Raw genomic sequence first — 22,492 nt, 5'->3', positions numbered from 1 at the left:
CATTAAGATTTTTGCAGGGAATTTACGTGCTATGCAGCAGATAAACCACTACATCAACGGCCGACACACAGACAAGAGTGAACGCAGCGCCGCCGTTTTCGAACCCGCGACAGGTCAGCACAAGGCTAATGTCTCTCTGGCCAGCGCCATAGAGGTCGATGCAGCCGTCGAGTTGGCGAAAAAGGCCCACGGCCCCTGGTCAGAGATGACCCCGCTCAACCGTTCGCGCATCCTGTTTAAGTTCAAGGCCCTGGTCGAAGCCAACATGGATGAACTGGCCGCCATGATCACCCGTGAACATGGCAAGGTGCTTGACGATGCCAAGGGCGAAATCATTCGCGGCTTGGAAGTCGTGGAATTTGCCTGCGGTATCCCACATCTGCTCAAGGGCGAGCATACAGAGCAAGTCGGTGGTGGCGTCGATGCCTGGACACTCAACCAATCCTTAGGGGTGGTTGCAGGCATCGCGCCCTTTAATTTCCCGGTCATGGTACCTATGTGGATGTTCCCCATCGCCATTGCAGCGGGTAACACCTTCATCATGAAACCCTCAGAGAAAGATCCTACCTCTGTAATGCGTATGGCCGAACTCCTCACCGAGGCAGGCCTGCCAGATGGCGTGTTTAACGTGGTCAACGGCGATAAGGAAGCGGTAGATGCCCTACTGACCCACAAAGATATTCAAGCGGTGAGTTTCGTTGGCTCAACCCCTATTGCCGAGTATATCTATCAAACCGCAGCCGCACACGGCAAACGAGTCCAGGCGCTGGGCGGCGCGAAAAACCATATGCTGTTGATGCCAGATGCTGATCTCGACCAGGCGGTCAGTGCCCTGATGGGCGCCGCCTATGGCAGTGCAGGGGAGCGCTGCATGGCGATCTCAGTAGTACTTGCCGTCGGTGATGTGGGCGATGCGCTAGTAGAGAAACTCCTGCCACAGATCCAGGCACTCAAGGTGGGCAATGGCCTCGAAGGTGAGATGGAGATGGGACCATTAATCTCGGCTCAGCATCTGGAGAAGGTGCGCGGCTATGTGGACACAGGTGTTGCCGAAGGGGCGACTCTGCTGGCCGATGGCCGTCAACTCACAGTTGCAGACCACGAGCAGGGCTACTTCCTCGGTGGCTGCCTGTTCGACCATGTCACCCCAGAGATGACCATCTATAAAGAGGAGATCTTCGGCCCGGTACTGGCTATCGTGCGCGTCAAAGATTATAGCGAGGCGTTAGCGCTGATCAATGAGCATGAGTTTGGTAACGGCACCGCCATCTTTACCCAGAGCGGTGAGGCAGCCAGACACTTCTGTCATCATGTACAGGTCGGTATGGTAGGGGTCAATGTCCCTATCCCAGTACCTATGGCATTCCATAGCTTCGGTGGATGGAAACGCTCACTCTTTGGCCCGCTACATATGCATGGTCCAGATGGGGTGCGTTTCTATACTAAGCGAAAGGCGATCACCGCCCGCTGGCCAAAAGGTAACAGCGGTCAGGCAGAGTTTGTGATGCCTACCATGAAATAAATTCCCTTAAGGCGCAGTGCTGCGCCTTAAATATTTGTTATAGTTTTTGGAGCCGATATGACGCAAACTATTGATGCCATCATCAATTTTGGCCAACATAAGGTTAAGACAGAACATTATGAAGTCGCACCTGAGAAGGTGCTTAGCGGGGAACCGAAACAGCAACTGGAGAATCACTACTCCAGCCCCTGCGATCAATTTCACGCCGGGGTCTGGCAGGGTCAGGTCGGCAGTTGGAAGGTCAACTACAGCGAACATGAGTATTGCGAGATCTTGTCAGGCAGCAGCGAAATTATCGATGAAGCTGGCAATAGCATCACGGTCACTAAAGGCGATCGCTTCGTTATCCCAGCAGGGTTTAAAGGGGTATGGCGAGTGCTGCAAGAGTGCCGCAAGATCTACGTCGTTTTTGAACAAAAATAATTATCAGTATTGCCATGTTGTCTCAGCATCTTAGCTGTTGTTTGGCTTAATCTGGTCGGGTTAGCTTGCTAATCAGACTGGTGTCAACAAAGTGAAATGGAGAAACCACCGTGTATAAAAAATTTAATAAGAAACGGATAGCCCAACTAGCTGGCTTAACCTTGGCAACTGCGCTAATTACACCTTTAGCTCAAGCCGAAGTTTCGGGAGAGATAGGCATCACTAACGATTACCGCTTTCGCGGTGTCTCACAAACCGCTGGCGACTTTGCCGTTCAAGCCGGCATAGATTACAGCATGGAAAGTGGTTTTTTTGTCGGCGCTTGGGGAAGTAATGTCGATGATGAAAGCTATGACGCCGATGTCGAGATTGACATTTACGCAGGTTATGCCGGCGCCTTTGGCGAAGATGATGCAGTAGAATATGACTTTACCCTCACCTACTACACCTATCCTGGACAAGATGAGAGCAGCCAGTATCTGGAAGCGACCCTAGGCTTCTATATCGCCGACTTCCATGTTGCACAGTGGTACACCAACGACTATGCCAACGCAGACGTGTCACTGCACTACACTGAAGTGAACTACTCTTACGGGTTCGCCGAAAACTGGAGCCTTGACCTTCATGTAGGCTACAACTATGGCGACGGTGCCGATCTGGACTGGGGTGAAAACTATCTAGACTACTCAATCGGCGTCTCAACAGAGATGAATGGATTTGGCTTTTCACTGGCTTGGTTAGACACTAACCTGAGCAGCGAAAATGAGATCACCGATGGTCCTTGGAAAAATGAAGGCACTATTCTGGCGTCAGCCAGCTACAGCTTCTAACCCTCTTTCCCCAACCTAAGTGATTGTCAAAAAAACCGCCATGATTGGCGGTTTTTTATTACAGCTTCAGGCTCTCACCGCGGCGAACCCGCTCAGCCAGCATACGCCAATAGTTAACCAGTTCCTGATGCTCCCGCGCGCGCTCGGGAAAGGTTTTTGATAAATCTTGCAGAATATTAGCTTGCTGATGGCAGAGCTTTTCCCAGCAACGGGCATTAGAGAGGTGCATAGTGTTGTCCTTAACGTATTAAACTCCTTCGAAGAGTATAGCCAGTTTATTAAAAATTTGATCTAAGCCGCTAGGAAAAAAGCGTTGCCGGGAGTATCTTCAAGCTATAAAGCTAAGGAGTGATTATGACTGAAACCCTATTTAAAATCGTCTTTATCCTGGTGGGTCTTTTTGTGATCTATAAGCTGATCTTCTCAGGCAAACGTGGCTTAACCCTGTTTGAGATGCACTTTAAGGATGGGCGTCTTATTTCCCATAAGGGCAAGATCCCAGAGAAATTTCAACGAGAGTGCAGAGCTATCGCCAAGAGTGAAAAACTCACCTGCGTGGTGCGCGCCGAAAAGAACGGCGGTGTGAGACTGCATGTGTCAGCAAACGTCAGTGATGCCGTCACCCAGCGCATTCGCAACCTATTCCCCTTCGAATATTACGACAAGAAAACCATCGACAACTCTCGCCAGGCAGGCTAAACCAGTCTGCGCTGTCATGATGGCCGCGAATACCTGATTCCAGCGGCCATCTTGCGTGGCACTTTCTCTGCTCTAATGCTAGTGCTAAGAGCTTAACCTTTTGACCTGTAGCAGCGTACTTGCTCACTAGGACTTGGTCGTGCGATTCTGGCCGTGGAAAAAGCGACTAAAACAACACGCCCATGAGTCCAGACTCCATTCTTATTCAGCTTTATCCTTTGCGCCAGCAAAATACTCTAACCCACCAACCAAGGCGATGCCCAGCAACATGGCGCAGATCGCCAGCGCAAGTTGAGACGGCTGTCCCGTCAACTGCTCAAAACTCATCGGAGAGAGATTCTGTTCCAGCAAAGGCACCTGCTCTCCGGCCGAATTTTCACGCCAGGTCAGCACCTGCTTCCAGGGCCAAATCTTACCCAAGGTACCGAGCATCAAGCCGGTTAAAAAGATCAGGGTGGCGTCGTGATATTTGCGCAGCAGTGCCGACAACAGATGACTGAATGAGAGCAGCCCAAACACACAACCGCTGGCAAAGGTTAGCAACACAGGAATATCCAGGCTCTTAGCGGCGCCCAGCACTGATGTGTAAAGCCCTAGTAGCAACAAGATAAAACTGCCGGAGATCCCCGGCAGCAACATGGCACAAATGGCAATACTGCCGCCAATGAAGACATTCAGGGTATTCATCTGCATATCTATCGGGTGCAATACGGTGATCCCCCAGGCGAAGGCCACACCGAGTGCAAACAGCAGCAAACGTCCGACAGAGAAGCCATTAACCTGTCTAAGCATGTGCACCACAGAGATCAGAATCAGCCCAAAGAAAAATGACCACACAGGAATAGGATGGTTATGCAGCATGTAAGTGATTAGCTTTGCCAGGGTAAAAATACTGGTCAAAATGCCGCCAAACACCGCCAGTAAAAATGGCCCATTAATGTGCATAAATGCGGCTTTTATCCCCTGCTGGCGTATCATGCCTAACAGGCTGGGGTTGACCTTTCTTATGCTGTCCAATAGTGGATGGAGTATGCCTGTAATGAAGGCGATAGTGCCACCGGACACGCCGGGCACCACATCAGCGGCCCCCATGGCCATCCCTTTAAAATAGGTCAGCAGATATTTCACGCAAAATCCTTAAGTTGGTCTTAGTTACAGCATTCGCTTGTCGGGGCAGATTATACGCATCCTCGCCCAGCAATGGAAAATGAAGTTTGGTTTAACGAGACGTCCGGCCCACTATTGTTAAGCGGTTGTTATTAGGCTAGTCTAGCAACTCATCTGACCAGACCTAACTTTCTCTATACAGCAGACAAGGTTTTCTATTAGCGAGATAAGCCAATGAATAACAAACCAACAAAAGTGATGGCACTCTACCACCGACTGACCAAATGGCCATTTGGCCATAAGCTCTTTTCCGTCATGGTGTCTCGTATGGCCCCCTACTTTGCCACCGTTAAACCACTTATCACCGAGCTAAAACCCAACTATTGCCAGGTGCTGGTGCGAAAGCGTAAGACAGTACAAAACCACATAGGCACGGTACATGTGATTGCTATCTGTAACGGCCTGGAGATGGCTATGGGGACTATGGCTGAGGCCTCTATTCCGCCTCATCTGCGCTGGATCCCCAAGGGGATGAGCGTCGACTACACCGCCAAAGCAGGCAGCGATATCCGTTGTATCGCCCAGGTTAAGCCAGAGCAGTGGGTTGAAGGTGACATGCTGGTGGCTGTGACCGCTCTGGATGAGAACGATGTTGTGGTGGTCGAAGGTCATATCAAGCTGTGGATCTCCCTTAAACCCACAAAAGCATAGCCGCTCGTTAGAGGCAAATTTAACAAACAGTGTTATAGGGCGGCTTAAACTCCGCCCCCGTTCCCAGCAAAGTGAATATCGATAATCCTATGAAAATTTGACATTTTGTCCTCAGTCTCTCAAGTTAGTGACATACTTTGGCATCAGGGACGCGCCACATGACATCGACTTTCAGGACACTCTCACCTTTCACTCTGCTATTGGGATCTCTTTGCCTTACCGCTAACGCCACGGCCAATGACGATCATAAAGGCGCAGATATAAGCGCCAAGATCTATGATAAAAAGCCAAGCTGTATTGAACAAACGCTAACACCTATCTCTCTGACCCTTACCAGCCATAAATACCCTGCTGATACTAAGCCTCTGGAAAGTGAGGCCTTTAAGGCGGCATTGGCGCAACTTGTCCAACAGGCCACAGAGCAAGGTGCTGAAGCTATCTTACTCACCCAGGTGGGCAACCATATTGTCAGCAAGATGAAGCAAAAAAAGCTGTCTCAACGCTCGCAACAAGAGATGGTTAAAATGACACAGCTAAAGACCCATCTCGAAGCTGAGCTATATCGTCTCTGCGACCATGATAAAAGCCTGTCTCAACAAGCGGCTGCCTATGACAGCAAAGGCTATGAGATCCGTCAGTCACACTTTGAATACACCTTCGAGCCACCTACGCCTAAATCAGCCGCCAAGCTTGCGGCGGCGAAGACTGTGCCTCCCGCCTTAGTCTCGGTAGACAAAGGGGTCTACGGCGCAACACTTGGCATGAGCCCCGAGGCGATCTATGAGTTACTCGGCCCCGCAAGCATAGAGTTACCGCTTAGCGCGCAGGATTTTGCTTGGGGTTACGGCAGGCAACTCTGGTTTGTATTTACCAAAAAGCGACTATCGGCCATCTCTACTGACTTTAGTCCTCTGAATAATACGGGGCAGAATCTTATCGATTATCGCGACGGATTCGATGGCGCTCCCTGGCTGATTAATGGTGAGTTCGCCTATCGCACGCCCATGTCTCAGGTGAGCCAAGCCTTAGGCATCAATCAAGCAAAACGTCCTGACCAGCTAAAACTTAGTGACGGTAATCGTCATCTAACCCTTAATTTTGACACCTTTCATCAGAACAAGGACGCCGCACCTGAAGCCCAATTAACCGGCTTCAGTCTCTATCAAGACAAGGGGAAACTGACGCTGCGAGGAAAACAACCCGACAAGGAGTCACTCTCGCCACTGCTGCAGCGTCTTACCCCTTCGTTACTCCAGGACCGCCCCAGCCTGCAGCAGCTTCAGAAAACTTATCCCACCATGGCAAGGTTAGCGATCTCCAGTGATGGCGGATGGTGGCTGCTAGGCAACCATCTGCAGCTCAAGTTCAACGGCGACACCTTGCATAAGGTCAAACTGGCTTCTGGCATCTATCAACAAATGGATGATGCCGACCTCACAGAGCTTTGCGAAAGTATGGCTATTCCATCGCGAAAAAATAAGTTGCTTGAGCAGTTCGACCAGGCTAACGATGAGTTCGACAGCGTCGAAGTTTCAGAGAACAACTTCTCTCTCGTGGCTAAGTATGACTCTTATGATGATGACGCCACCCTGTATGAACTGGAGATCGTCTATTTCTAAATGGTATAAAGCGCACTGTCGGCATTTATCCCTAGATTAAACTATGAGAAAACATCGCCCAAATAACCCAAAGCAGCATCAAAAATTAGACGAGCATAGGGCCAAACCCAGTGCCACAAGGAGCAATGGGAACAAGCGTAAACAGAAAAAGACTCGATGGACGTTAGGCGCTAAATTGCGCCTATTCTTGATTATCGGGCTATTTATCGGCCTGCTACTTGCCGAGCAGCAACACCTGCTGCCGATAGGCGTCTTTATCTATTATGCCATTATGAGCCTGCTCACTTTTATCTGCTATGCCCTAGACAAAAGGGCTGCCCAACAAGACAGATGGCGTATAAGAGAGAGTCGATTGCATTGGTTATCGCTTCTTGGTGGCTGGCCGGGGGCTATGCTGGGTCAGCAGCAACTCAGGCACAAATCCAGTAAGCGCTCCTTTCGCTTGACGCTCTGGCTAACGGTATTGATCAATCTCGGGCTGTTATTCGCCATCTTGTCACCCCAGGGGCAAGCGCTGATTTCATTTAATTAAAAGCCAATTAGCCAAGAATAAGTTTACCTAGGGCTCGTTTACCCAAAGGAGACAATTGGCTATGATGAGGGCCGCACTTTTACAGGAAAATCAATAATGAGAATCATATTAGCAGTCGTGGTGATCGCCGGCGTTTTGTTTTACTTCTTTACCAGTATGAACAACCAAAAGGCGGCAAAGGAAAATATCGCCAAGGGCGAAGCCTTTTTAACCCAAAACAAGACACAAGCGGGAGTTGTTGAGACCGCCTCGGGATTGCAATACCAAGTCTTGGCAAAGGGCGATGGCAGCGACCACCCAAAGGCGAGCGATACAGTGACAGTGCATTACCATGGTACCCTGATCGACGGTACGGTATTTGACAGCTCAGTCGAGCGCGGCGAACCTATCGCCTTCCCACTCAATCGTGTCATTAAAGGCTGGACCGAAGGGGTGCAGCTGATGGTCGAAGGCGAAAAGACCCGCTTCTTTATTCCCAGCAGCCTGGCCTATGGCAACCGCAGCGCTGGCAAGATCCCCGGCGGTTCAGTGCTCATCTTCGATGTTGAGCTGATCAGCATAGATAAATAGCTGGTGCGCAACTCGCTTCTGCAGCAATAAAAAACGCGCCTTAGGGCGCGTTTTTTTATATCAATACCCGAAGGGATTATCGATTGAGTGAGCTGGTTGGGTAAACCATTTCGGCCCGCTCTCCGTCATGTAGAAATGATCCTCGTGACGCACCCCAAACTCGCCCGGAACACACAGCATGGGTTCATTACTAAAACACATGCCGGCGGCCAGCGGAGTGTGATCGTTTAGCACTAGATAGGGCCATTCGTGAATATCCAGCCCTATACCATGGCCCGTTCTATGGGGGAGACCCGGTAGATCATAGCCAGGTCCGAAACCTGCCTGCTCGATCACATCGCGGGCGGCGCGATCGACGCTAGAACAAGGCGCACCCAATTTAGCTGCCTCAAAGGCCGCCAGCTGGGCATCTTGCTCAAGCTGCCACAACTGACGCTGACGCTCACTTGGGGTTCCGTACACATAGGTACGAGTAATATCTGAGTTATAACCATGTAACTGACAACCTGTATCAATCAGCACAGTATCGTTTAACGCCAGCGCCTTAGGCGATTTCACCCCATGGGGATAGGCGGTATCTTCGCCAAAGAGCACAATACAGAAGTATGAACCCGCCGGTGCGCCCACGGCTTTGTGCGCCTGATGAATAAAACTCTCCATCTCGCCCACTGTGATCCCTTCACGTAAGATACGCGCCGCCGCCTTATGCACCTCCAGCGTCATATCCTTAGCACGCTGCAGCAGGGCCAACTCAGCTTCAGACTTGGTCATGCGACAGGCAGCGGTGATCGACTTACCGTTCACAAATTCAAACTCACTGCTCAGCTGACGCACACCATCGAAGATGAAAAAAGCCGCCGACTCATCCATGGCCAACTTACCCTGACAAATCCCCAGCTCCCCCAGACGTTTAACAAACAGCGCATAGGGGCTCTCATCTTCGTGCCAGCAGTTCACCCGCCCCTCAATCACCATGTAGCCCTTGAGAGTATCGAGTTCAAACGCCGGTGCGATATATTCCAGTTCGCCATCGGCAGGCAAAATGGCACCCACCATACGCTCACTGGCATACCAGCGTGTTCCGGTAAAATAGTAAAGGTTAGTGCCTGCATTGAGGTAGATAGCCCCTATCCCCTGTTGACGCATCAGGCCCTGCGCCTTTTCGATGCGGGCACGATACTCTTGCGCCGAGGGAGCCTCAACGCCTTGAGTCATATCAGATAATTTTGCCAGCTCCTGCTCGGGCGTTGAGCCGCCCACGCCCTTGGTGGTTGTTACACTCACTTCAATCATATCTTACACCTTACAAGGCAACCGCCGAACAAGTCTGCGGTCACCGTAGAAAACATCAATGGGTAACCTGCATTTTTAGCATACTGTATACAAAAAAGCAGTAGTGTAAAGAAAGAAAAATCTTCAAGGTGGGGTAGCAAACATATTGCGGTACCGACAACTGAGACCGACACCTGTAGATTAATGTGCCAGTCAGCTAAGGTATCGGCGTGTTTTTATCAGATAAACTACAGCCTCACATCAGGGCAGCAGTCTCATATCTCTCAGACGGCGTCAAACACTAGAGTCGATTAGGCTTGCTCTTTTTCTAGCTGATGCTTGTCGAGCAACACCTTAAGGCCACGACAAACCAGGGTCTCCATATCATCGACACGGGCGATATTGACATCACTGAGTGGCGATGTCAGTGCCAACTGCTTCAGAGACTCGACACAGCCCTTATAGTAGTCGGGCTGATTCATCATAGGGCCTGCCAACCAGATACGATTAGGGTTGAACAGGTTGATCGCCCAGGCAATCCCCATCCCTAAATAACTGCCTGCACGGTAAAGCTCCTGCGGGCTCTTAAGGCCTCTGATGCGGATCGACTCGCCGCTGGCCAGCTGCTCCAAACTGTACTCGCCGCCTTCACTCATCACCCGGCAATGACCCAGTTCACCGGCAACGCCACCCGCCCCGAGAAAAGGCTCTCCCTTGATAGCGATTGCCATGCCTATCCCTGCGCCGCTCATCAGCAGTAATTCGCAAGCATTTTTTGGATCACACACCGCCAACATGCCGGCATCGATATCATTGTGGATCAGACTGAAACGAGCCTGGGTATGAAGGTGTTGCAAAGAGAGTCCATTGAGCTTAGGCGCCACCTTACAGGCAATGAGAGTGTTTTGCTTGACTAAGCCTGGTACGGCCACCCCAAGTGCATAATCGGTCAATCCATAGTCCGCTTCGATGTCGGCAATGTGCCGATTAAGATCGTCCCAGGTAAAATGCTCACCCGTGGCGATCTTATACTGTTCGGTACGCCCCTGAGTCTCGATTTCAAACAAGGCCGTTGTCGCGCCAATATCTATGGTGAGGGATTGCATAGCGAGCTCCGTTACCAGCTATCTCATTACAGAGACAATGAGAGTTATGTATGGCCGAATTTTATCATAAAAATAGTCGCATTAGGCTACACAAAATCATACTAACACTTTGCTTTGATTGAATTTCCACCAAGCCTTATGCAGGGTCAGCGATTTTTTTCCTCAGCCGTCTGTATACTGAGGTCAATTGGTACCCTACCCCAGGCCATCAACAACAAGTGTATGGCAAGTAATGGAATGCAGCTAAGCAACATCACCTCCCAACCGAGCTGATGCAGTACCCAGCCAGCGCTTAATGAGGCCACAGCCTGAGAACCAAACACAAAAGCGTCGTTAAACGCCTGAACTTTAAAACGTTCCTCGCTATGATAATGACGGGACAATAATACAGTCCCAGCCACAAATAGCAGGTTCCACCCTAAGCCAAGTAACACCAGCGCCACCCAGTAATTGAGTAACTCTCGTCCTAGCAAAGCAACTGTAATGGTCACCCCATAGGCAAGCAAGCCCACCAGCATCATACGGCTGGTGCCAAACTTAGCCACCAGGTAACCGCTAAACAGTGAGGGGAAATACATGGCGATAATATGGCTCTGAATCACCCATTTGGTGTCGGCTAGCGAGTAATGCTCCATATGATGCATGTGAAGTGGCGTGGCCGTCATGATAAAACTCATCATGCCATAGCCTATTGTCGCGGCGCCTATGGCTGTCCAAATAGAGGGTTGCAGCAAAATATGACCAAGGGGGCGTACTGGCAGAGGCGCTAGCTCAACCGCCGCCTGATGTTCCTGGTTATCCTGATAAAAACAGAGCACCAATCCCGCCAACAAGCAGACGCAGATCAGAAACAGAAAGGCACCAACATGGGGCGTTTCAAACAATTTCTCCCCCAGCACCGCCAGTTCAGGCCCCATAAAGGCAGCAACTAAGCCACCAACCAGCACCCGAGAGGCCGCCTTCGCGCCGTCGATTGGCGCGACCGATTCCATCGCCGCAAAGCGGTACTGCTGCACTATGGCCCCAGCCGCGCCCAGCAGCAGACCACTAATACAAAAAGGTATAAAGAGTTGCATCAAGGTAGCAAAGGCGGCCAACAGGCCACCGCACATCCCGAGCGCGCTGCCCAAGAGAAAAATCTTCTTACGCCCAAAGCGGCGCATCAAACGACTCACGGGCACAACTGACAGTGCAACTCCAATCACCATCACGGCGATAGGCAGAGTTGACAGAGCGGGAGTGGGCGCAAGCTGGGCACCAATCAATCCACCCAGCAACATCATCATGGGCGTGGCACTCATGGCAAAAGCTTGCGCCAGGGTTAACACCCAAACATTTCTTGGCATCAGGATCTCATCTTCAGGCTATTTATATGCAAAATACTGACTCATGACTCAATTTACCAGTCTGCACTGAGCTTAATTAGCCAATATGTGTTGGATCCATGTGCCAAGAGCGATTAACGATCTGGCTCAGGCCACTTGAAAACAACCTTAGTTCACCTAAGGTTTACGCCGACAACCCAGCAGTTTTGTTGACTTCCCTTCCAAGTCTTGGCCGCAACTGAGATAATCCCTGCACATTAAGCCACCCATAGATGGCCAAAAGAGGAGCCTACATGACATCTGTAACTGCACAACGTCTGCACGCCGTTAGAACCGAAATGCTCAATCATTCACTCGATGCCTTTATCGTGCCACGGGCCGACGAATACTTGGGAGAATATGTGCCGGCGCGTAACGAGCGACTCCTGTGGCTTAGCGGCTTTACCGGTTCGGCTGGCATGGCCATAGTGCTCAAAGAGAGTGCCGCCATCTTCATCGATGGCCGTTACACGGTTCAGGTGAAGCAACAGGTAGACGCCACGCTATTTGAATACCAGAGTCTGCATGACACGCCGCAGATCCCTTGGCTGATAGCCCAGCTAAGTGAAGGCGATCGCATAGGTTACGATCCGCGCCTGCATACCCTGAGTTGGCAGCAACAAGCCCTAGCCCAATGCCAACGCGCCGGGATAGCCCTGGTACCTGTCACTCAAAACCCTATCGATCTGCACTGGCAGGAAAGACCCGCGGCATCAAGCACAGCTATCACCCTATTTAGCGAGCAAAGCGCTGGACTCTCCAGCCTGGAAAAGCGCCGCCAGATTGGCCAAGAAGTTGCCAGTAGCGGAGCCGATGTTGCCCTTATCAGCGCCCTCGATTCCTTCTGTTGGTTGCTGAACATTCGTGGCAGTGACGTTCCTCGTCTTCCCGTGGTGCTGGGCACCGCACTCTTGTACAAGAATGGCGACATGACACTGTTTACCGATCTGGCGAAATTGCCAGAAGGCATTGTTGAGCACGTCGGCGCTGGCGTCGAATTTAGAGCCGAGACCGAGCTCGCCGCCGCCCTGGAACAATTAGCGGGCGTCAAACTGCTGGCCGATCCAGACAGTGCCAATGCCTGGATGCAGCTAACAGCGCAAGAGGCCGGCGCCAAGCTGATAGCCGGTCAAGATCCGGTTGCCCTGCCCAAGGCACAGAAAAATCCAGCCGAACTTGCCGGGCTGACCGCCTGCCATGTTCGCGATGGCGTTGCCGTGAGCCGCTTCCTCGCCTGGCTCGACAGCGAAGTGGCGGCGAAGCGCCTTTATGATGAAGGCACCTTGGCCGACAAGCTGGAGAGTTTCCGCCAGGAAGATCCTCTCTATCGCGAACCCAGTTTCGACACCATCTCGGCCGCTGGCGCCAACGCGGCCATGTGCCACTACAATCACAACAATGGCACTCCCGCCATGATGACGATGGACAGCATCTATCTGGTGGACTCTGGCGCCCAATACCTTGATGGCACCACAGATGTTACCCGCACCATAGCTATCGGTGAGGTCACAGACGAGCAGCGCAAGATGGTGACTCTAGTCTTGAAGGGGCATATCGCTCTGGATCAAGCCAGATTCCCCAAAGGCACCACAGGCCAGCAACTCGATGGCTTTGCCCGTCAATACCTGTGGCAGCATGGCTTTGACTACGACCACGGCACGGGCCATGGCGTCGGCCACTTCCTCAGCGTCCATGAAGGCCCACAGCGCATCGCCAAGAACAGCAATGCCGTACCTTTACTACCGGGCATGGTGGTATCAAACGAGCCAGGTTACTACCGCGCCGATGCCTTTGGCATACGCATCGAAAACCTGATCACTGTCCAAACATGTCAGGCCTTGGCTGGCGCCGAGCGCGAGATCTACGAGTTCCATGCGCTTACGCTTATCCCCATAGACACCCGTTTGATCGATAAGCAGTTACTCACAGATGCTGAAATCCAATGGCTTAATGCCTACCATCAGAGAGTCAGAGAGACATTAAGCCCCTTGATGCAGGGCGCAGAGTTAAACTGGCTCCTCAAGGTTACAGAAGCTATTTAAGCGATAGTAAAACAGCACCCCAGGGTGCTGTTTTTTTCAGGCTTGAACCAGGCGCTCCCGCGCCTTTAACCAACGTACCAGCTCGCTATAGGGTTTGGGCCGACAGATTAAATAACCCTGCAAGGAGATATCTGGCACCTGCTCCAGGTAGTTAAGATCATGGATATCTTCAACCCCTTCAGCCACAAGATGTATGCCGAGCTTGCCGCTAATGGCCTGCATCGACTTTAAGATTGTCTGGGAAACCGGATCTTTATGTATGCCATGAACCAGACTGCGATCTAACTTCAACTCACTGATCGGCAAAGTGCAGAGCTGAGAAAGATTTGTGTAACCTGTGCCAAAATCGTCAATCGCTACCCCAATACGATTCATCCTCAACTGACTGATGGTGGAATGCTGGCGCTGCTTATCCAGCACCTGATTTTCGGTGATCTCCACCGTGAGGCGCGAAGGCGACAGGAGATTTTGTTCGCAATATTGAATCAAGCGGGTATGCCAACCACTCTGATTGAGTTGCTTAGGGCTCAGGTTGATTGACAGGTGGCATTGCCGACAAGAGTCAAATTGACTGATGAGCGCCCACTCAGGGATAGCATTATTAAGCAGTTTAGTGGTCAGGCTGTTGAGGGCATTGTTGCACTCGGCCACATCGATAAACATATCAGGGGTGATCAGCTGCAGGCGATTACCCTGTTGCAAGCGGCACAGCACCTCGAAGCCCTTTATCTTGCCGCTAAGAATGTCAACTTGCGCCTGATAATAAGGAATGATCTTGTTGGAGTTGATCGCGCGGCGGATCTCTGTGATGCTCATCAAGCCTTTCTGGCGCGCACCGACACCTTGATAGGCCATCAGGCGATAGCGCTCAACACAGATCCTAAGTTGTTCTGTAGTGACGGGTTTCATCAGCGCCCCAAGCAACCTGAGTTTCGAGGCTTCCACCAGCTGAGAGGCGGCCTCGACGATACGCGACTCCATGCCGGAGGCAATAATGATCCCCCCTTTGAACTCCATTTTGCTCAGGCGCATCAGAAACTCTATGCCATCCACCTCTGGCATATGCAGGTCAACCACCACTATCTGGTAGTCATCGCTGTATTTACTTAGGGTGCGAATGGCGCTGCGAGCATCACGGCAGAACTCCACCTTGTCGACATCAAGCAGCAAGAAGTGACGGCTGAGTACACGGCAGGCACTCAGCGAATCATCGACGATCAAGACATTTATCGACATGACATCCCCTATAGCAAGTAGGATGCTGTATTAGATTTCGAGTATAGAAACATTCCACCTCAGCCTCCGTGCCAATGACAACCTCCAAGAGTTAACCTAATAAGGTTAGTTCAGCTCGCTATCGTGTCAAATGACCCAAATCACCAACACCTCACTGCCTTGAAGCAATAAAAGTGCAGGTTTTAACCAAAATTTTTGCTATACTCCGCGGCCGCCTTTGTGGCCTAGGGTCGTTATGGGTTAAGGTACAGCTCGAGTCTGGACTAAACTCAATCTGATATGTCGTTATTTTAAAAGGTAAACAACAGGATATCCCATGAAATTTGAATCTTTCAGTTTTGCTCCCGAGATTTTGCGCGCCGTCTCAGAGTGCGGGTACCAAAAAATGACGCCTATTCAGAAAGAGGCTATCCCGGCTATCCGCCGTGGACAAGACGTGCTGGCCAGTGCGCAAACCGGCACAGGTAAAACCGCCGCTTTCGCCCTGCCTATCCTGCAGAAGATGATTGATACCCCGGCCGAGACACAGCGCTCAAATACCCGCGCACTCATTCTAGCTCCAACCCGTGAGCTAGTGGCTCAGGTGGCCGACAACATCAAGCAGTACAGCCGTTATCTGCCTATTTCAGTGCTGACGGTTTACGGTGGCGTTAAGATGGACACCCAGGCAGCCAAGGTGAAGAAAGGCGCCGACATCATAGTCGCTACCCCTGGCCGTCTACTGGAGCACATTCAAGCCTGTAACCTTAACCTCTCCAACGTCGACTTCTTGGTGCTGGACGAAGCCGACCGTATGCTCGACATGGGTTTTATCTCTGACATCCAGAAGATCTTGCAGTCGGTAAATCGCGATCGCCAAAACTTACTGTTTTCAGCCACCTTCTCCAGCGCCGTTAAGCAACTGGCCAACGAGATGCTGGTCAAGCCTAAGTCAATCGCCGTCGACAAGCAGAACACGACGGCAGTGACCGTCAGCCAGGTGGTTTATCCAGTCGAGCAGCGCCGTAAGCGTGAGCTACTGTCTGAACTAATTGGTAAGAAGAACTGGAAACAGGTGTTGGTATTTACCGCCACCCGTGAGGCCGCCGACTCCCTGGTGAAGGAGCTCAATCTGGATGGCATCCCTTCGGCTGTGGTGCACAGTGAGAAGGCCCAAGGCAACCGCCGCCGCGCCCTGCGCGAATTTAAAGAGGGCAAGGTACGCGCCCTGGTCGCGACCGAAGTCGCGGCACGTGGCCTAGATATTCCTGAGTTGGAATATGTGGTTAACTTCGACCTGCCCTTCCTGGCAGAAGACTATGTTCACCGCATCGGTCGTACCGGCCGCGCCGGACGCAGTGGCGTCGCCATCTCTTTGGTGAGCCGCGAAGAAGAACGTACTCTGGCCGATATCGAAAAATTGATCGGCAATAAGATCCGCCGAGTCACTATCCCTGGCTACGAGGTAGGCAGTCGCGATCTCTTGATCAAACAGCTGCAGAAACGTCGCAGCTTTGCCAAGAAGCAGCAACGCAGCGACAATGTCGGTGCTCAGGTGGTCGCAGAGAAGAACATGGGCGCTCGCCGGGTCAAGGTAAAGAACTCATCTAACGCGAAAATTAAGAAGCAAAAATAATCGACGTACGGTCACAAAATTATTATCTAATCAATTAAGGCACTTAACAGTGCCTTTTTTGATCGCATCGATTAATTCCACATCAGGATGAAAGTTTAAATCGCCCGCCAGGGTCTGTTCGACAGATAAAACAATCCGCATATAACAATAAAGGCCCCCTGATGACTAAAACCTCCAATCCCCTCCTCGGTACCCTGTTGCTACTCCTGATGAGTCTGCCGCTGACGGCTGAGCCTGTTACAGTCAAGCCTATCGCAGAAAGCCCGACGACTATCTCACCGCTCCTCAATGGCCAGCAAGTGCCTAAGGTGTTAGTCAAAGATCTCCAGGGAGAGACTGTGGAGCTAAAGCAACTGCTCCAGGGTAAACCCAGCGTGATTTTTTTCTATCGCGGCGGTTGGTGCCCCTTCTGTAATGCTCAGATGGGTCAGCTCCAGGCGATCGAGGGCGATCTACTCAAGATGGGCTTTCAATTAATTGGCATCTCACCCGACGCGCCGGAAGAACTGCGCGCCTCGATGACCAAAAACGATCTCAACTATACCTTGGTCTCCGATGCCGATCTCAACGCCATGCGCGCCTTCGGCCTGGCCTACTTTAGCAGCCAAAGCATTACCGAGCGTTACATGAGCAAGATGCAACTTAACAACCGTCTGTGGAAAAACGCGGCCGGAGAGGAGCGCTTAGTGCTGCCGGTACCCGCCGTCTACATCACAGATAAAACTGGGCTGGTGCACTTTCAATACCTCAATCCCAACTACAAGGTGCGCGCCGAACCCAAGCTTATCCTCACCGCTGCCAGTTTGGTAAAATCTTAAATACACAGCAGGCCCAGCGCCTGCTTTTCTTTGCCTGCGCCATATTGCTCATCGCGGCGATAGGGTATACTTGCCAGCGCATTCTTATCCCATTTCTGCGCGGAGACGCAATGACAGAGCAAAGCTATAATCAGGCCCTATTGGCGTTAGCCGAAGCCGGGCTGGCAGCCTTAACGGCACGTAACGACAACCCCTCCAGCATCAAGACCCCGGCGGCCGAAAGCCACTTTATCTGCAACTGGATGGCCCAGGCACTCAAGGAGCGCCGCTTCTCTAAACTGGTGGCCGACGATCTCACCCGCTGGGTAAGAGAGGGACGTAGCCGCGGTGCAAATGCTCAGTTACCCTTGCTGTTAGAGCGCATCCAGGCCCAATACCTGCCCGCCATGGCAAACCATGAGGTAGGAGAGTCACTACAGGCGATGATTGCCGAACTTGAAGCTCAAGATTGGCTAATTATTCTCGACTGCGAAGTCAGCGGCAAACTCAAGCTCGACAGCGATGGTCAAAACAGCCTGGTGATTTCGGTCGAGCAATATGAGCAGCATCTGGTCGACGGCAAACTCCTCAAGCCCATCACACTCTACATACGTGCCGATGAGCAGCTTATCGCCCAAAGCGCCGTTAAACACGCGCTCCTGCTTAGCCAGGGGGACAAGAAAGCCAGCTGCATCAAACACCATAAGGCCTATCGCGTCTATCCGGGCAATCGTCTGCCCGCCTTAGCATTGCTAAAAGCCTAAGTAGACTTAAATAGGTCGTCTCAGCCAAGACGGCCTATCTCATCGACACTTCCTTCTGCCCAATCTCGTGGTAGCATGTCAGCCTGATCCACTTAAATTCAACAGGCAATATGACAGCGAACAAGCACCAAGATTCGGCAACACCGCACTACAACGCCCTGTGCGCTGCCTTTAAACAGATCCACCACTTCGAACACCTAAGAGCACTGGGTGACTGGGACCAAGCGACCATGATGCCAAGTGGCGGCAGTCAGGCGCGAGGCGATGCCATGGCTGAGTTGGCACTGCATATCCACGGGCTAAAGACGGCGCCAGATTTGGTGGATAGATTAGCCGCTGCGGGCGAAGAAGCCCTGTCGAGCGAACAAGTCGCTAACCTCAGAGAGATGCGCTATCAGACGCTGCAAGCCACCGCCCTACCCGGCGAGCTGGTGCAGCAAAAGACGGCACTTACCTATGCCTGCGAACATGCCTGGCGCCAGCAACGCAAGGACAATGATTGGCAGGGATTTAAGCCCAACCTGGAGCAGGTGATTGCCCTGGTGCGCGAAGAGGCACAGATCTTAGGTGAGGCGCAGCAGTTGTCACCTTATGATGCGCTACTCAATAAGTTTGAGCCCGGCACCCGCACCGAATCAATGAATCAAGTCTTTGGCGAAATCAGAACCTGGCTACCAGATATGATCAAGCAGGTACAAGCCAAGCAGCAGAGCTGGCCATCGGCGCCCGTGCCACACACCAGCGCGGCAGCCCAGCAGGCGCTCAACCTGGATGTGATGACACTCTTAGGATTTGATTTTAATCAGGGCCGACTAGACACCAGCAGTCACCCCTTCTCAGGTGGCGTGCCCGGCGATGTGCGGATCACCACTCGCTATGATGAGACCGACTTCATCACCTCGCTTTACAGTACCATCCATGAGGTAGGCCACGCCCGCTACGAACAGGGGCTGCCGCCAAAGTGGCGCACTCAGCCTGTGGGGCTGGCTCGCTCAATGGCTATCCATGAGAGCCAGAGCCTGTTTTTCGAGATGCAGCTGGCCAGAAGCCCGGCAATGATTGCCCTGCTGACAGAGAAGATTAATCAACACCTAGGCACAGCTCTAACCAACCAGTCCCTGACTCATCTGGTTCAGCGCGTCACGCCGGGCCAGATCCGGGTCGATGCCGATGAGGTGACCTACCCTTGCCATATCATGCTGCGTTTCGAGGCGGAGAAGGGGCTGGTCGATAACAGTCTGCAGGTCGCCGATCTTCCCGAGTTCTGGGACAACCAGATGCAAAGCCTGCTTGGGCTCTCCACTAAGGGAGATTATCGCAACGGCTGTATGCAGGATATTCACTGGCCGGTCGGTGAGCTGGGCTACTTCCCAAGCTACAGCCTGGGGGCCATGTTTGCTGCCCAGTTTAAGGCAAGCATGGTCAAGACACTCGGTGATATCGACAGTCTGATTCAGGCGGGAGAGATGGGGCAGATCATGGCCTGGCTCGAACAAAACATCTGGTCACAAGGGTCGCTGCTGACCACTGATGACCTAGTCACCCAGGTAACCGGCGAGGTGCTTAATCCGGTGCACTTCAAGCACCATCTGGAGCAACGCTACTTACACCAATGGTAGTAAACAACTGCTCACTTACTGTGATTGGTATTAGTTAAACTAACAGACAAATAAAAAGGCTAGCGCAATACGCTAGCCTTTTTATTTCTATTACCGACAGCTTTATCTCCCAGGCTGACGTGACTCGTCAGCACCATTAAGCTTAGTTAGCGACTTCGCCCTCGCGCGGCGTCTTGCCATTTAAGGGAGAGTGCGACCCTTGACTCTCTTCGGCTAACTCGCCCGAGCCAAGCATATCGTTAGTGATCATGTTATGACCTTTGAGCAGATCATTGAGTCCGCCCTTTTTGGCATCGACCATGCCTAGCTCTCTAAGCATGGCATCGACGATAGGCGCATTAGCCCGGTAGTTCAGCGCCGCCGAAGTGACCTGCTCGGCAATGCCGCCCTGGCTCAATACCGTCTCGCCGCTACCTTGTGTCGCACCAGAGGTACCATAGCCCTGCAGTATCTTAATCCCTTCGATGTTCTCCAGCGGCTTAACCGCCTGGGCCACCACTTCCGGCAAGGCTTTAAGCATCGCCAGCGCTTTTTGCAGCTCGATCTGCTCGCTGCTCAGCACGTTTTCCGCCTCATGCAGCGCCTGCTTACCGGCCGCCTCGACCGCATACACCTTCTCGTCGGCCTCGGCCTTAAGCTTCTTGGCATCCGCCGCCGCTTTTGCCTCGGTAAGGATCGCGCTTGCCTTATCTTCGGCGGCGCGCTTCTCGGCTTCCGCCTCCACAGTTACGCCAACCGCATCTCGCTCGGCTTCCTTGCGGGCGTCGATCACCTCGATCTCCTTACGACGGTTAGCCTCGGCCACCTGACGCACGGTAATAACCGCTTCCTCTTTCTCAACTTTGAGCTTCTCGGCTTCGGCAGCCTTGGCGCGCGCAGCGGATTCCTCTTCCGACTTCTGCGCCACGGCGATCTGCTTATCCTGCTCGGCCACCTCAATATCGCGCTGCTGCTGGATGCGAGATTGCTCAATAGCTTTACGCTTCTCGATCTCACGGGTCTCGATATCTTTGGTCTTCTCGATCTGCGCCGTCTCTACCGCACGCTCCTTGGCGATCTCCGCCTCGCGCTCTTCACGGGTCTTCTGTTCCTGCTTCTTGAGGATCTCTGCCTTTTGTTCGGCGCGCTTAAACTCCAGCGCCTGTTGTTGAATTAGACGCGCTTCCTCTTCCGCCTTCTCGATCTCAAGCGACTCTTTTTCGGCTTCCAGGTTACGCTGCTCTATCTTGATGCGGTTTTCCTGCTCGATGTCGTTGGTCTCTTTGCGCTTCTCTTCGATGATCTTCGCCAAGCGAGCACGACCCTCAGCATCGAAGGCGTTATTTTCATTAAAGAACTGTAGGTCGGTCTGGTCGAAACCTGTCAGTGATACCGACTCCAGCTCGAGACCGTTTTTCTCCAGATCGTTGGCGACATTATTCTGTACCCGCTGCACGAAATCGGCGCGCTGTTCATGCATCTCTGTCATGGTCATCTCTGCCGCCACCGCACGTAGCACATCGACAAACTTGGACTCCATCAGCTTCTTCACCTCTTCGACACGGGTGGTACGCGTCCCCAGTGTCTGAGCCGCCATGGAGATCCCCTCGACACTTGGCGCCACACGCAGATAGAAGTCGGCGCGCACATCGACCCGCATGCGATCTTTGGTGATCAATGCATCTTTCTGCATCTTCTCCACTTCAATTCGCAGGGTATTCATGTTGACCGCGATGGTTTCATGTAACACGGGCAATACGATAGCACCGCCATCTTTAATGATTTTCTCCCCGCCAAAACCCGTCCTGACAAAGGCGGTCTCTTTCGAGGCCCGTCGATATAACTTGGCAAATATCAGGCCGATAACCAAGAGACCGATAAACGCAGCGCCAATGGCAATAAAAACAAAGCTGCCACCCAATGAGACGCCTATTCCTTCAATTTCATTCATTTTTCATCCTTAATCTAAATCACTTGTATCAAGCGGGTAAAATGACGAGCCTCAGGCTCGCCGAAAGTTAAAGGTCATCGTTAAACTGCACCACAGACCATACCTTGCCGTTGCGATGCAGGAGTACCACAGAGGTGCCCTGAGAAAAGGCTTCACCGGCCAACTCGGGCTCCACCAGTACATAATGTTTCTGCTGATAGATATCTCGTACCACGGCCTCACTAGGAAATCCCTTGCGAGCGCAACCTAAGGTTACGACCCCCACCAGTCCGCTCAGTTCATCAACAGAGACGGCAGAAGATTCGTTTTTCGGAAGTAGATCGGCAAGGCGACTGCCAAGGAAACGACAGGAGAGCGCGGTTAACACCAGGGCGCCAGGAATACTCATCACGGGAGAAAGTGACGTCACAAAGGTCAGCCCCAGATAATTAATCGCAAAGCCCGCGATGGCAAAACTGGTTAAGGCTAACACCAACCAAATAAGTAGCGGTAAACGATCCAGGCAGAGCCAGCCGGCAACGCCTGTGACACCAGACACGCCGGTATCGACATCGGCGTCCATCTCCATGGGTGTCATATCGTCCAGAAGACCGAACAGGCTCAGACCAAAGGCCATAGACAGGCCTTCGACCAATCCCAGTAAGATCACGAATGCCAGTGCTAGGCTATAGGGTAAGTTGTCGGTAAGAAGTAAAAAGTCCACTGTCTCTCTCCATGAGAAAAGCCTATTTCCT

Annotated in this window: 21 protein-coding genes; 13 read left to right on the top strand and 8 right to left on the bottom strand. The window is 52.1% G+C overall.

Features of this window, described 5'->3' with window-relative positions; all coding sequences use genetic code 11:
• Window positions 1-31 precede the first annotated feature (31 nt).
• The 3 genes from L2712_RS02375 (at window position 32) to L2712_RS02365 (ending at window position 2,775) form a co-directional block, all read left to right on the top strand.
• Entirely contained in the window at window positions 32-1,522 is a 1,491-nt protein-coding gene (locus L2712_RS02375; RefSeq protein WP_033540136.1) for a CoA-acylating methylmalonate-semialdehyde dehydrogenase, read from the top strand.
• Between the two features lie 57 nt (window positions 1,523-1,579).
• Window positions 1,580-1,945, top strand: coding sequence for a cupin domain-containing protein (locus tag L2712_RS02370; RefSeq protein WP_033540137.1), 366 nt, complete (start codon window positions 1,580-1,582; stop codon window positions 1,943-1,945).
• A 110-nt stretch (window positions 1,946-2,055) separates the two neighbouring features.
• Window positions 2,056-2,775 carry a TorF family putative porin gene (locus tag L2712_RS02365; RefSeq protein WP_033540138.1) on the top strand — a complete coding sequence of 240 codons (720 nt, stop codon included), beginning with the start codon at window positions 2,056-2,058 and terminating at the stop codon, window positions 2,773-2,775.
• Between the two features lie 58 nt (window positions 2,776-2,833).
• Here the strand turns inward: L2712_RS02365 and L2712_RS02360 are convergent, their stop codons facing one another.
• Complete coding sequence (locus L2712_RS02360; protein ID WP_248976785.1) at window positions 2,834-3,004, bottom strand: hypothetical protein; 171 nt, start codon at window positions 3,002-3,004, stop codon at window positions 2,834-2,836.
• Between the two features lie 125 nt (window positions 3,005-3,129).
• On the opposite strand from L2712_RS02360, the gene L2712_RS02355 reads away from it, so the two are divergent.
• Entirely contained in the window at window positions 3,130-3,474 is a 345-nt protein-coding gene (locus L2712_RS02355) for a DUF3634 family protein (protein WP_088905263.1), read from the top strand.
• A 201-nt stretch (window positions 3,475-3,675) separates the two neighbouring features.
• On the opposite strand, the gene L2712_RS02350 is transcribed toward L2712_RS02355, so the two are convergent.
• Entirely contained in the window at window positions 3,676-4,602 is a 927-nt protein-coding gene (locus L2712_RS02350; protein WP_033540140.1) for a polyprenyl-phosphate transporter, read from the bottom strand.
• Window positions 4,603-4,815: 213 nt separating this feature from the next.
• Between L2712_RS02350 and L2712_RS02345 the strand changes: the two genes are divergently transcribed.
• The 4 genes from L2712_RS02345 to bamJ all read left to right on the top strand — a co-directional run bounded on the left by L2712_RS02345 (window position 4,816) and on the right by bamJ (window position 8,013).
• Window positions 4,816-5,292 (top strand): hotdog fold domain-containing protein, encoded by a 477-nt coding sequence (locus L2712_RS02345; RefSeq protein WP_088905265.1) that lies wholly within the window; start codon window positions 4,816-4,818, stop codon window positions 5,290-5,292.
• Window positions 5,293-5,450: 158 nt separating this feature from the next.
• The gene (locus tag L2712_RS02340; protein WP_248976784.1) at window positions 5,451-6,911 is read left to right on the top strand and encodes a hypothetical protein; all 1,461 of its coding nucleotides are present in this window, start codon (window positions 5,451-5,453) and stop codon (window positions 6,909-6,911) included.
• Window positions 6,912-7,086: 175 nt separating this feature from the next.
• Entirely contained in the window at window positions 7,087-7,443 is a 357-nt protein-coding gene (locus L2712_RS02335) for a DUF1294 domain-containing protein (RefSeq protein WP_248976783.1), read from the top strand.
• 96 nt (window positions 7,444-7,539) lie between these two features.
• Window positions 7,540-8,013, top strand: coding sequence for a BamJ family beta-barrel-assembly machinery protein (gene bamJ / locus L2712_RS02330; RefSeq protein ID WP_248976782.1), 474 nt, complete (start codon window positions 7,540-7,542; stop codon window positions 8,011-8,013).
• A gap of 60 nt (window positions 8,014-8,073) precedes the next feature.
• On the opposite strand, the gene L2712_RS02325 is transcribed toward bamJ, so the two are convergent.
• From L2712_RS02325 to L2712_RS02315, 3 genes are all read right to left on the bottom strand, one after another.
• A complete protein-coding gene (locus L2712_RS02325; RefSeq protein ID WP_248976781.1) occupies window positions 8,074-9,306 on the bottom strand; it encodes a M24 family metallopeptidase in 1,233 nt (410 codons plus the stop codon).
• 290 nt (window positions 9,307-9,596) lie between these two features.
• The gene (locus tag L2712_RS02320; protein ID WP_033540145.1) at window positions 9,597-10,391 is read right to left on the bottom strand and encodes an ROK family protein; all 795 of its coding nucleotides are present in this window, start codon (window positions 10,389-10,391) and stop codon (window positions 9,597-9,599) included.
• Window positions 10,392-10,537: 146 nt separating this feature from the next.
• Window positions 10,538-11,737: an MFS transporter gene (locus tag L2712_RS02315; protein WP_248976780.1), complete on the bottom strand. Its 1,200-nt coding sequence runs from the start codon at window positions 11,735-11,737 to the stop codon at window positions 10,538-10,540.
• Between the two features lie 272 nt (window positions 11,738-12,009).
• On the opposite strand from L2712_RS02315, the gene L2712_RS02310 reads away from it, so the two are divergent.
• The gene (locus L2712_RS02310; protein ID WP_248976779.1) at window positions 12,010-13,797 is read left to right on the top strand and encodes an aminopeptidase P family protein; all 1,788 of its coding nucleotides are present in this window, start codon (window positions 12,010-12,012) and stop codon (window positions 13,795-13,797) included.
• A 36-nt stretch (window positions 13,798-13,833) separates the two neighbouring features.
• Here L2712_RS02310 and L2712_RS02305 read toward each other — a convergent pair whose 3' ends face one another.
• Complete coding sequence (locus L2712_RS02305; protein WP_033540148.1) at window positions 13,834-15,033, bottom strand: EAL domain-containing response regulator; 1,200 nt, start codon at window positions 15,031-15,033, stop codon at window positions 13,834-13,836.
• Window positions 15,034-15,349: 316 nt separating this feature from the next.
• Here L2712_RS02305 and L2712_RS02300 point away from each other — a divergent pair, with 316 nt between their 5' ends.
• The 4 genes from L2712_RS02300 to L2712_RS02285 all read left to right on the top strand — a co-directional run bounded on the left by L2712_RS02300 (window position 15,350) and on the right by L2712_RS02285 (window position 19,828).
• Window positions 15,350-16,648, top strand: a complete 1,299-nt coding sequence (locus L2712_RS02300) for a DEAD/DEAH box helicase (RefSeq protein ID WP_033540149.1) — start codon at window positions 15,350-15,352, stop codon at window positions 16,646-16,648.
• Between the two features lie 161 nt (window positions 16,649-16,809).
• A complete protein-coding gene (locus L2712_RS02295) occupies window positions 16,810-17,466 on the top strand; it encodes a peroxiredoxin-like family protein (RefSeq protein ID WP_248976778.1) in 657 nt (218 codons plus the stop codon).
• A gap of 110 nt (window positions 17,467-17,576) precedes the next feature.
• Window positions 17,577-18,209, top strand: coding sequence for a DUF2913 family protein (locus L2712_RS02290; protein WP_248976777.1), 633 nt, complete (start codon window positions 17,577-17,579; stop codon window positions 18,207-18,209).
• Window positions 18,210-18,319: 110 nt separating this feature from the next.
• On the top strand, window positions 18,320-19,828 hold the full coding sequence (locus tag L2712_RS02285) for a carboxypeptidase M32 (protein ID WP_248976776.1): 1,509 nt from the start codon (window positions 18,320-18,322) through the stop codon (window positions 19,826-19,828).
• A gap of 142 nt (window positions 19,829-19,970) precedes the next feature.
• Here the strand turns inward: L2712_RS02285 and L2712_RS02280 are convergent, their stop codons facing one another.
• Window positions 19,971-21,758, bottom strand: coding sequence for a flotillin family protein (locus tag L2712_RS02280; RefSeq protein ID WP_248976775.1), 1,788 nt, complete (start codon window positions 21,756-21,758; stop codon window positions 19,971-19,973).
• Between the two features lie 67 nt (window positions 21,759-21,825).
• A complete protein-coding gene (locus L2712_RS02275) occupies window positions 21,826-22,461 on the bottom strand; it encodes an OB-fold-containig protein (RefSeq protein ID WP_248976774.1) in 636 nt (211 codons plus the stop codon).
• Window positions 22,462-22,492: the final 31 nt, after the last annotated feature.

This window comes from Shewanella marisflavi, from assembly GCF_023283925.1.
Lineage (GTDB): Bacteria > Pseudomonadota > Gammaproteobacteria > Enterobacterales > Shewanellaceae > Shewanella > Shewanella marisflavi.
Note: the sequence above shows the minus strand (reverse complement) of the source record. Positions and strands in the feature narration are given on the sequence as shown.